At 61.7% G+C, this 10,691-nt stretch carries 9 protein-coding genes; all 9 read left to right on the top strand.

Annotated features, from left to right (window positions below):
- Positions 1-207 precede the first annotated feature (207 nt).
- The 9 genes from HBO19_RS20945 (at position 208) to HBO19_RS20905 (ending at position 10,666) form a co-directional block, all read left to right on the top strand.
- Positions 208-1,554, top strand: coding sequence for a TolC family outer membrane protein (locus HBO19_RS20945; RefSeq protein WP_029298771.1), 1,347 nt, complete (start codon positions 208-210; stop codon positions 1,552-1,554).
- Between the two features lie 41 nt (positions 1,555-1,595).
- Positions 1,596-3,752, top strand: coding sequence for a type I secretion system permease/ATPase (locus tag HBO19_RS20940; protein ID WP_169954001.1), 2,157 nt, complete (start codon positions 1,596-1,598; stop codon positions 3,750-3,752).
- Entirely contained in the window at positions 3,742-5,103 is a 1,362-nt protein-coding gene (locus tag HBO19_RS20935) for an HlyD family type I secretion periplasmic adaptor subunit (RefSeq protein WP_029298775.1), read from the top strand. Before HBO19_RS20940 ends, HBO19_RS20935 begins: the two co-directional genes overlap by 11 nt.
- Before the next feature lie 225 nt (positions 5,104-5,328).
- Positions 5,329-6,213, top strand: a complete 885-nt coding sequence (locus HBO19_RS20930) for a TauD/TfdA family dioxygenase (RefSeq protein ID WP_170058213.1) — start codon at positions 5,329-5,331, stop codon at positions 6,211-6,213.
- Between the two features lie 14 nt (positions 6,214-6,227).
- Complete coding sequence (locus tag HBO19_RS20925; RefSeq protein ID WP_169953999.1) at positions 6,228-7,253, top strand: ABC transporter substrate-binding protein; 1,026 nt, start codon at positions 6,228-6,230, stop codon at positions 7,251-7,253.
- Position 7,254: 1 nt separating this feature from the next.
- Positions 7,255-8,106, top strand: coding sequence for an ABC transporter ATP-binding protein (locus tag HBO19_RS20920; RefSeq protein ID WP_169953998.1), 852 nt, complete (start codon positions 7,255-7,257; stop codon positions 8,104-8,106).
- A gap of 12 nt (positions 8,107-8,118) precedes the next feature.
- A complete protein-coding gene (locus HBO19_RS20915; RefSeq protein WP_170058212.1) occupies positions 8,119-8,967 on the top strand; it encodes an ABC transporter permease in 849 nt (282 codons plus the stop codon).
- A gap of 99 nt (positions 8,968-9,066) precedes the next feature.
- Entirely contained in the window at positions 9,067-9,693 is a 627-nt protein-coding gene (locus tag HBO19_RS20910; protein ID WP_169953997.1) for a TonB family protein, read from the top strand.
- A gap of 52 nt (positions 9,694-9,745) precedes the next feature.
- Positions 9,746-10,666 (top strand): LysR family transcriptional regulator, encoded by a 921-nt coding sequence (locus HBO19_RS20905; protein WP_169953996.1) that lies wholly within the window; start codon positions 9,746-9,748, stop codon positions 10,664-10,666.
- Positions 10,667-10,691 lie beyond the last annotated feature (25 nt).

Here is a 10,691-nt window from a genome sequence, read left to right as displayed (position 1 = left end):
TTTATGCCAAACTATTGACCTTATTGGCGCCATCCTAAACAATCGCCTCGCTAATGTCACATTGATATTCACGCGGCGAACCGTCCTACATGTGTGAACCAGTTCCGCTTTTGAACTTTCCGACGTACGGTCATTACGGTAGCCATTTTCTAACGCAGCACGCCAAGTTGCTGTGACTTGAGACAAGAAGTCCTGGGGAATTTTTAAATGCGTTTGCACCTGCTTAAGGCAATACCGTTCGTTCTCGCCGCCAGTTTTGTACAAGCCCAAACCCTGCCCCAGGCCATGCAGCAAGCGCTGGATGTGCACCCGGAGATTCAGGCAGGTGTCAACGCTCGTATTGCTGCCGACTATCAGTTACGTGCGGCCAAGGGCGGTTACCTGCCCCGTGTCGACCTGAACGCCGGTTACGGCCGTGAAGGCACCGACAGTTCTTCCACCCGGGCCCGTGGCGGCCACTGGGACACCCTTAATCGCGGTGAATCGAGCCTGCGCCTGCAGCAAATGGTTTTTGACGGTTTTGCCACCTCCAGTGAAGTTGGGCGTCAACAAGCCACCGTTAACTCCCGCGCTTTCTCGTTGCTTGGCACTTCCGAGCGCACAGCATTGACGGTAGCCCAGGTTTACCTGGACGTCCTGACCCGTCGTGAGTTCGTGCGCCTGGCTGAAGACAACCTGCGCAATCACGAGCGCATCTACGACCAGATCAAGTTGCGCACCCAGCGCGGCGTCGGCAGCGGGGCTGACCTGGACCAGGCCGAAGCCCGTCTGGCCCAGGCCCGCAACAACGTGATCACCGAGCAGACCAACCTGGCCGATGCCCAGACCAACTACCTGAGCGCTGTTGGCCAGGAAGCCGATCAGTTGGAGCGTCCGCCAAGCTTCATGGCGCTGCTGCCAGCAGACCTGAACGAAGCGCGCCGCCAGATGCTGGATAACAGCCCGATCCTGCGTTCGGCCGAATCCGACATCGCCGCCGCCGAAAAACAATACGAAGCCGCCAAGTCTTCCTTCTACCCACGCTTCGACGCCGAGTTGGGCCGCAACGCCGACAACAACATCGACGGCGACGCCAGCCACAACAATGGATGGGAAGCCATGCTGCGCATGCGCTTTAACCTGTATGCCGGTGGCAGCAACAAGGCTGAGCTGGAGTCCAAGTCCTACCAGTCCAACCAGGCTCTGGATATCCGCAACAACGCCCTGCGTCAATTGAACGAAGAACTGGGCCTGGCCTGGAACGCCATGAACAACGCCAATGCCCAGGTGCCGATTGCCCAGCAATACGTCGACCACAGCAGCAAGGTGCGCGGCGCGTACCAAAAGCAATTCAGCCTGGGCGAGCGGACCCTGCTCGACTTGCTCGACAGCGAGAACGAACTGTTCACCGCTTCGCGTCGTCTGGAAGAGATAAAAAACGTTCAGTTATTTACTCAGTACCGAATCAAGGCGACCATGGGCGAGTTGCTCAAGAGCCAGGGAGTGGTCGCACCGATGGCCTCCGTCGTACAGAACGATGTGAAGCCGAAAGTTCAACTGCCTGGGATGAATTGAGCTATTCCTTATAGTCCCATCTGTTAGTTGAGAGAGCCCGCGTGGAATCAGAAGTCAGTCGAGTCCATCTCAGTCATGATCCACGCACATTGCACGACGACCCGTTACTCGACGGGTTGTTGGCTCTCTGCGCCCTGCACCAGAAGCCCGCCAGTGCGGCGATGCTGACCACCGGTCTGCCATTGCCGGCACAGCAACTGACTGCCGATTTGCTGGCCCGGGCCGCGGCCCGCGCCGGTTTGCAAGGGCGCCTGCTGCAACGCAAGCTCGATTCGATCCCCGCGATTGCCATGCCGGCGTTGTTGTTGCTCAAGGACGGTCGCAGCGCCGTGCTGCTCGGCTGGCAGGGTGAAGACGAAGCCCAGGTGCTGCTCAGCGAAAGCGATGGCGGTGAAACCATCGTCAAGCGTCAAGCCTTGGCCGATGACTACATCGGTAAAGTGTTCTTTGCCCAGCCCCAGCACAAATTCGATGTCAGCCACGGCACCCTGATCCCTCGGGCCCGCTCGTGGTTTCGCGATACCCTCAAGCGTTCGCGCTGGCTCTACGCCGATGCCATCGCCGCCAGTTTCCTGATCAACCTGATTGCCATGGCCGCGCCGCTGTTCGTGATGAACGTCTACGACCGCGTGGTGCCGAACCAGGCCACCGCCACCCTGTGGGTGCTGGCCACCGGTATTTTCATCGCCTACGTCTTCGACCTGGTCCTCAAGAGCCTGCGTAGCCTGTGCCTGGACCTGGCCGGCAAGAAAACCGACCTGATCATCTCGGCCACGCTGTTCGAGCGGATCGTCGGCATGTCGATGAAGTACCGCCCGGCGCGGGTCGGCAGTTTCGCCCAGAACATCCACGAGTTTCAGAGCCTGCGCGATTTTCTCGCGTCCCTGACCCTCACCAGCCTGATCGACCTGCCGTTCACCCTGCTGATCTTCATGGTGATCGCCATCCTCGGCGGGCATCTGGTGTGGATCCCCATGCTGGCCTTCCCGATTGCCCTGGGCATCGGCTACCTGCTGCAAAAGCCGTTGGTCGCCACCATGGAACGCACCATGGCCCTGGCTTCCGAGCGCCAGTCGAGCCTGATCGAAACCTTGGCCGGGCTGGACGCGGTCAAGGTCAACAACGCCGAAAGCGAGCGCCAGTACCAGTGGGAACAGACCATTGGCACCCTCAGCCGCCTTGAGCTGCGGGTCAAAATGCTCTCCGGGCTGTCGATGAACATCACCCTGCTGATCCAGCAACTGGCGGGTGTGATCATGATTGTCTTCGGGGTCTACCAGATCATCGCCGGCAATCTCAGCATGGGCGGCCTGATTGCCTGCTACATGCTCAGTGGCCGCGCCCTCAGCCCCCTGGCGTCGCTGTCGGGCCTGATGACCCGCTACCAGCAGGCCAAAGTCACCATGGTCTCCACCGACCAGATGATGGAGCTGCCCCAGGAGCGCAACTTCGAAGAGCGCCCCCTGAGCCGCCGCACCCTGCAAGGCGCCATCGAGTGCCGGGGCCTGAACTTTACCTACCCCAACCAGCAGAACATGGCGCTCAAGAACATCAACCTGGTGATCAAGCCCGGCGAGAAAATTGGCATCATCGGGCGCAGCGGTTCGGGCAAGAGTTCCCTGGCCAAACTGATCGTGGGGCTCTATCAGCCCGACTCTGGCGCCTTGCTGGTAGACGGCGTGGACATTCGCCAGATCGACGTCAGCGAGCTGCGCCACAACGTCGGCTATGTGCCCCAGGACATCCAACTGCTGGCCGGTACCCTGCGCGACAACCTGGTCTCCGGCGCCCGCTACGTTGAAGACGAAGTGGTGCTGCAAGCCGCCGAACTGGCGGGCGTCCACGAATTTGCCCGCCTGCATCCGCAAGGCTACGAACTGCAAGTAGGCGAGCGGGGCCAGAACCTTTCTGGCGGCCAGCGACAAAACGTCGCCCTGGCGCGTGCCCTGTTGCTCAACCCGCCTATCCTGCTGCTGGACGAACCGACCAGCGCCATGGACAACACCGGTGAGGAACGCCTCAAACAGCGCCTGCAAGCCGTTGTGGCAAACAAGACCGTGGTGCTGGTGACACACCGGGCGTCGTTGCTGTCTTTGGTGGACCGTTTGCTGGTCATCGACCGTGGGCAGATCCTCGCGGATGGCCCGAAAGCCGTAGTGATGGAAGCGTTGAAGAAGGGGCAGATCAGTGTTGCGTAAATTCAAGGACGCGGTCCGTCGTTACTTCATTGGTTCCGATTCGCTGGACGGCCAGCCACTGCCAGAGGTCAAGAAGGCCCTGATCGAAGATGCCCCGCGCGTCGTGCGGCTGACCATCTGGGGGATCATCGGGTTTTTCCTGTGCATGCTGCTGTGGGCCGGCTTTGCCAAGGTCGACGAAGTCACGCGTGGCGATGGCAAGGCCATCCCATCCTCCAAGCTGCAGAAGATCCAGAACCTGGAAGGCGGCATTGTCGCCGAGCTGTACGTCAAGGAAGGGCAGATCGTCGAAGCCGGCGCGCCGCTGATTCGCCTGGACGACACACGTTTTGTCTCCAACGCCGGGGAAACCGAGGCCCAGCGCCTGTCCCTGCTGTTGCGCATCGAACGCTTGAACGCCCAGGTCGAAGACCGGCCGTTGAATATCCCTGAAGATGTGCGGGCTGCTGCGCCCACCCAGGCGATCAACGAGCAGTCGCTGTACGAAAGCCGGCGCCAGCAGTTCAAGGACGAAATCGGCGGCTTGCAGGAGCAACTGACCCAGCGCCAGCAGGAGATGCGCGAATACACCTCCAAGCAGGGCCAGTACCGTAACCAGCTGTCGTTGCAGCGCCAGGAAATCAACATGTCCGAACCCCTGGTCGCCCAGGGGGCGGTGTCGCCGGTGGAAGTGCTGCGCCTCAAGCGCGCAGAAATGGAAACCCGTGGCCAGCTGGACGCCACCACCCTGGCCATCCCCCGCGCCGATTCGGCGATCAAGGAAGTGCAGCGCAAGATCGACGAGACCCGCGGTAAATACCGCAGCGAAGCCCTGACCGAACTCAACGAAGCACGCACCGACTTGAACAAGGCCCAGGCCACCGGCAAAGCCCTCGAAGACCGGGTGAGCCGGACCCTGGTCACCTCGCCGGTGCGCGGGATCGTCAAGCAACTGCTGGTCAACACCATCGGCGGGGTGATTCAGCCGGGCAGCGACATGGTGGAAATCGTGCCGTTGGACGACACCCTGCTGGTGGAAGCCAAGATCCGCCCGCAAGACATTGCTTTCCTGCACCCGGGGCAAGAGGCCGTGGTCAAGTTCACCGCCTATGACTACACCATCTACGGCGGCCTCAAGGCCAAGCTGGAGCGCATCGGTGCCGATACCATCACCGACGAAGACAAAAAAACCACCTACTACATGATCACCTTGCGCACCGATCGCAGCCACCTGGGCACCGATGAGAAGCCGTTGATCATCATCCCCGGCATGGTCGCCTCGGTCGATATCATCACCGGCAAGAAAACCATCCTCAGCTACCTGCTCAAGCCCATCATCAAGGCCCGGGCGGAGTCGTTGCAGGAGCGTTGATCTCGATTGCCTGGCCTGGCCTCATCGCAGGCAAGCCAGCTCCCACATTGGATCGGTTTACACGGTCAAAATGTGGGAGCTGGCTTGCCTGCGATAGGGCCCTCAACTCCACCACACTTTCCGGCCTCAACCCCTTAAAAGGCCATATAGTTATTCTCTAACGGTATTTAAATTCCAGTTCTTATATCTATAAAGTCACTCTCCTGACTGCCAGGGAGTGATCTCATGTCCACCGCCACAGCCGCCTTGCCCACCGCCCAAACCTTCGACATCCGCCCATTCCCCGGCAGCGTAGGCGCCGAGATCATCGGCCTGGATCTGTCGCGTCCGGTCAACGACCAGGACTTCGCCCGCATCCACCGCGCGCACCTGGACCACCATGTGGTGGTGTTCCGCGACCAGCGCATCACCCCCGAGCAACAGATCGCCTTCAGCCGCCGTTTCGGCGTGTTGCAGATCCATGTGCTCAAACAGTTCCTGCTGGCCAACCACCCGGAAATCCTCATCGTCTCCAACATCATCGAAAATGGTCAATCCGTCGGCCTGGGCGACGCTGGCAAGTTCTGGCACTCGGACCTGTCGTACAAGGAACTGCCGAGCCTGGGTTCGATGCTCCACGCCCAGGAGTTGCCGTCCGAAGGCGGCGACACGCTGTTTGCCGACATGCACAAAGCCTGGGACCAACTGCCCGAGCATCTGCGCAAAGCCGTGGAGGGCCGCAGCGCCGCGCACTCCTACACCGCGCGCTACAGCGAAACCAAATTCGAAGGCAACTGGCGCCCAACCCTGACCCCCGAACAACTGGCCCAGGTCGCCGAGGTGGTGCACCCGGTGGTGCGCACCCACCCGGAAAACGGGCGCAAGGCACTGTTCGTCAGTGAAGGATTCACCACCCGTATCGTCGGCCTGCCCGAAGACGAAAGCCGCGACCTGCTGGCCCAGCTCTACGCCCACAGCGTCCACCCGCACAACATCTACCGCCATAGCTGGCAGCCCCACGACCTGGTGTTCTGGGATAACCGCTCGCTGATCCACCTGGCCGCCGGTTGCCCCAGCCACCTGCGCCGCAAGCTGTTTCGCACCACCATCCAGGGCGACGCCCCCTTCTGATTCGGAGCATGACCATGTCCAGCAAAACCCCCTTTGCACGATTGGCCGCGACCGTGGGCCTTGGCATCAGCCTGTTGGCCGGCAGTCTGGTTGCCCCGACTGTCGCCCAGGCCGAAGGCCAGATTCGCATTGCCGAGCAGTTCGGCATCGTTTACCTGCTGCTCAACGTGGTGCGCGACCAGAACCTGATCGAGAAATACGGCAAGCAGGAAGGTATCGACATCAAGGTCGACTGGACCCAGTTGTCCGGCGGCGCGGCGGTCAATGACGCGCTGCTTTCCGGCTCCATCGACATTGCTGGCGCCGGTGTCGGCCCGCTGCTGACCATCTGGGACCGCACCCACGGCAAGCAGAACGTCAAGGCCGTGGCCTCCCTGGGCAACTTCCCGTACTACCTGGTCAGCAACAATCCCAAGGTCAAGACCATTGCAGACTTCACCGAGAAAGACCGCATCGCCGTGCCGGCCGTGGGGGTTTCCGTGCAGTCGCGGTTCTTGCAATACGCTGCGGCCAAGCAATGGGGCGACAAGGAATTCAATCGCCTGGATAAATACACCATCGCCGTGCCGCACCCCGACGCCACGGCCGCGCTGATCGCCGGCGGCACCGAGCTGACCGGGCACTTCTCCAACCCGCCGTTCCAGGATCAGGCCCTGGCCAACCCGAACGTGCATGTGGTGCTCAACACCTATGACCTGCTGGGGCCGAACTCGCCGACCGTGTTGTTCGCCACCGAGAAGTTTCGCAACGACAACCCGAAAACCTACAAGGCCTTCATCGATGCCCTGACCGAGGCCGCGCAGTTCGCCCAGAACGACAAGGGCGCCGCCGCCGACACCTATATCCGGGTGACCAAGGCCAAGATCGACCGGGCCGAGTTGCTGAAAATCATCGACAACCCGCAATTTGAGTTCAGCGTCACGCCGAAAAACACCTACCCACTGGCTGAATTCCTCTACCGCGTGGGCGCGATCAAGAACAAACCCGAGTCGTGGAAGGATTACTTCTTCCAGGATGCCAAGCCGCTGCAAGGGAGCTGAGATGAACGCGCCTTTGCAAGGCCACACGGCCAGCAACCTGAGTCCCGCCCAAGCCTTGCTCGCGGTGGATCAAGTCAGCCTGGAATACCGCACCCCCGAACGGGTGGTGCGGGCCACTCACCAGGTCAGCTTCGAGATCGATCCGGCTGACCGCTTTGTACTGCTGGGGCCTTCGGGCTGCGGCAAATCCACGCTGCTCAAGGCGGTGGCCGGCTTTATCAAACCCTGCGAAGGCGAGATCCGCCTGCTGGGGCAAAAGGTCGAGCAACCGGGCCCGGATCGCATCGTGGTGTTCCAGGAGTTCGACCAACTGCCGCCCTGGAAAACCGTCAAGCAGAACGTGATGTTCCCGCTGCTGGCGTCCCGGACCCTCAAGCGCCGCGAAGCTGAGGAGCGGGCGTTGTACTACCTCGACAAGGTCGGTTTGAGCGCCTTTGCCGACGCCTATCCGCACACCCTGTCCGGTGGCATGAAGGCGCGGGTGGCGATTGCCCGGGCGTTGGCCATGCAGCCGAAAATCCTGCTGATGGACGAGCCCTTCGCCGCCCTCGATGCCCTGACCCGGCGCAAGATGCAGGAGGAGTTGCTGCTGCTGTGGGAAGAGGTGCGCTTCACCCTGCTGTTTGTCACCCACTCCATCGAAGAGGCGCTGGTGGTGGGCAACCGCATCCTGTTGCTGTCGCCCCATCCAGGGCGGGTGCGCGCCGAAATCCACAGCCATCAATACGACCTGCACAGCCTCGGCGGTGTGGCGTTCCAGGCGTCGGCGCGGCGTATTCATCGCCTGTTGTTCGATGAGTCGCCCGAGGCAGAAACCGAACTGGATTTCGCCGACATCCGCATCGCTTATTGAAGGACTGTGCCCATGCGCCAGGAATATGAAATCACCCTGCAACCGCTGCCCGGCGTGCCCGTGGAACGCGCCTTACCCCTGCGCCAACGCCTGTGGCAACAAGGCTGGCTGCGCAAGGGCCTGATCCTGATCGTGCTGGCGATCCTCTGGGAAGCGGCGGCGCGCTATCAGAACAACGACCTGCTGCTGCCCAGCTTCTTGCAGACCTTCCACGCCTTCTACGACGGCATTGCCAGCGGCGAGTTGCTGGGCAAGGTCAGCATCTCGCTGGTGGTGCTGCTCAAGGGCTACCTGATCGGCATCGTCCTGGCATTTGCCCTGACCACCCTGGCGGTCTCGACCCAGATGGGCCGCGACCTGCTGAGCACCCTGACCTCGATGTTCAACCCGCTGCCGGCGATTGCCCTGCTGCCCCTGGCGCTGTTGTGGTTTGGCCTGGGGCAGAACAGCCTGATTTTTGTGCTGGTGCACTCGGTGCTGTGGGCCTTGGCGCTCCACACCTACTCGGGGTTTATGGGGGTGTCGGAAACCCTGCGCATGGCCGGGCGCAACTACGGCCTCAAGGGCATGCGCTTTGTGCTGTTTATCCTGATCCCGGCGGCGCTGCCATCGATCCTCGCTGGCCTGAAGATCGGCTGGGCCTTTGCCTGGCGCACGCTGATCGCCGCCGAACTGGTGTTCGGCGCCACCAGCGGCAAGGGCGGCCTGGGCTGGTACATCTTCCAGAACCGCAACGAGTTGTACACCGACAAGGTATTCGCCGGGCTGGCGGTAGTGATCCTGATCGGCCTGCTCGTGGAAAACCTGGTGTTCGACACCCTCGAGCGCGTCACCGTGAAGCGCTGGGGCATGCAGCGCTAAATAGGAATTATTGCTCTTTGGCCGCTATGAGTCCGATAATGCCGCCCGAACCTGACGCCGCCCTGGCGTCAGGCCTGGCCGGTAAAAGGATTTACGAACATGCGGTTTCTTGTCTTGGCTGCAGCCTTACTCGCGTCGACAGCGGTTTTTGCCGGGTTTGAGCCTGAAGTGGTGTTCACGGTCAAGCCGGTGTACCCCAAGACCCTGACAACCACCCAGGGGCATGCGCGGATCAGCCTCAAGATCCACAACGACGGATCGGTCAGCGATGTAAAAGCGCTCAATGCCACCAAGCCCGCCTTTGGCGAAGCGGCTGTCGGTGCGGCCAAGCAATGGCGCTTCAAGCCGTGGACAGTGAGCGCCGAGCGGCCTGCGGTGGTCGAGGCGCGCAACGATATGCTGTTTTCGCCCGAGCCCATCAGCCGTGAAGGGGTGCAACTGAACTTTACCGAGGTGAAGTTTCAATCCTGCCGTGACTTGAGCGAGGAGGTCAGCCAGTTCCGCCGCGAGCATCCCACCCGCCCTTTGAGTGCCATGAAGAGCTTCGCCATCACCCGCGTTGCGGTGATGCTGCCGGCGTTCAGTGGCAAAACTACCTATGCCGACGGCCTGGTCCTGGCCGATCAGCTGGAAAACTTATTGCCGGAAATCGTCCGCCAGTGTCAGGCCAATCCCACCGCCACCTACGCCGATTACCTGCCGCATAGCCTGAAACAGTACCGATAAAGCCTGCTACGATTGCGTGCGCTGTACTCCACATTCATCACGAGTGCTTGGCATGCAATTACCGGACATGAACCTGCTGGTGGCCCTCGACGCCTTGCTCGACGAGGGCAGTGTGGTGGGCGCCGCACGGCGGATGAACCTCAGCCCGGCGGCGATGAGCCGCACCCTGACGCGCATCCGCGAGGCTGTCGGCGATCCGATCCTGGTGCGCGCCGGGCGCGGCCTGGTGCCCACGCCCAAGGCCCTGGAGTTGCAGGGCCAGGTGCGCAACGTGGTGGAGCAGGCGGCGTTGCTGTTCCGCTCGGCGGACGAGGTCGACCTGAGCACTTTGCGCCGGCGGTTCAGTGTGCGTGCCAATGACTTTTTTGTCGGCGTGTATGGCGGTCGTTTGTTCGATGCCATGGAACGGGTGGCGCCCCACTGCGAGCTGCGTTTTGTGCCGGAAGGCGACAGTGACGATGAAGCCTTGCGCGAAGGGCGCCTGGACCTGCGCGTCGGCAACACCATGCCGATCACCCCGGAAGTGAAGGTGCAGAACCTGTTCTCCACCACCTTCGTCGGCCTGGCCCGTGAAGGCCACCCGCTGTTCGACGAAGAAATCACTGCGGCGCGCTTTGCCAGCTACTCCCATATCAGCATCTCCCGGCGCGGTATCGCCCGTGGGCCGATCGACACTGCCCTCAGTGCCCAGGGCCTGGAGCGCCGGGTGGCGATGATCGCGCCGGGGTTTCACGGTGCGATGTTCATGCTGCCCGACTCCGACCTGATCCTGCCGGTGCCCAAGGAAGCGCTGTACAGCGCCAATCGCCTGAAACTGCCACTGCGCGCATTCACCCTGCCGATTTCCCTGCCGACCCTGGTCCTGACCCAGGCCTGGCACCCGCGCTTCGACAAAGACCCGGCGCACCGATGGCTGCGCGAAACCATGCGCGAAAGCTGCGCGGCGACCTGGCGCGAAGCCCAGCCGGTCTGATGACCCCGATCAAATGTAGGAGCTG

It is taken from the genome of Pseudomonas sp. WS 5021, from assembly GCF_012985535.1.
Classification (GTDB): Bacteria; Pseudomonadota; Gammaproteobacteria; order Pseudomonadales; family Pseudomonadaceae; genus Aquipseudomonas.
Note: the sequence above shows the minus strand (reverse complement) of the source record. Positions and strands in the feature narration are given on the sequence as shown.

Excerpts from the sequence above, each read along its gene's own strand:
- HBO19_RS20915 (WP_170058212.1), top strand. The coding sequence starts at position 8,119 with ATGCGCCAGGAATATGAAATCACCCTGCAACCGCTGCCCGGCGTGCCC.
- HBO19_RS20925 (WP_169953999.1), top strand. The coding sequence starts at position 6,228 with ATGTCCAGCAAAACCCCCTTTGCACGATTGGCCGCGACCGTGGGCCTT.
- HBO19_RS20930 (WP_170058213.1), top strand. The coding sequence starts at position 5,329 with ATGTCCACCGCCACAGCCGCCTTGCCCACCGCCCAAACCTTCGACATC.
- HBO19_RS20945 (WP_029298771.1), top strand. The coding sequence starts at position 208 with ATGCGTTTGCACCTGCTTAAGGCAATACCGTTCGTTCTCGCCGCCAGT.
- HBO19_RS20910 (WP_169953997.1), top strand. The coding sequence starts at position 9,067 with ATGCGGTTTCTTGTCTTGGCTGCAGCCTTACTCGCGTCGACAGCGGTT.
- HBO19_RS20905 (WP_169953996.1), top strand. The coding sequence starts at position 9,746 with ATGCAATTACCGGACATGAACCTGCTGGTGGCCCTCGACGCCTTGCTC.
- HBO19_RS20920 (WP_169953998.1), top strand. The coding sequence starts at position 7,255 with ATGAACGCGCCTTTGCAAGGCCACACGGCCAGCAACCTGAGTCCCGCC.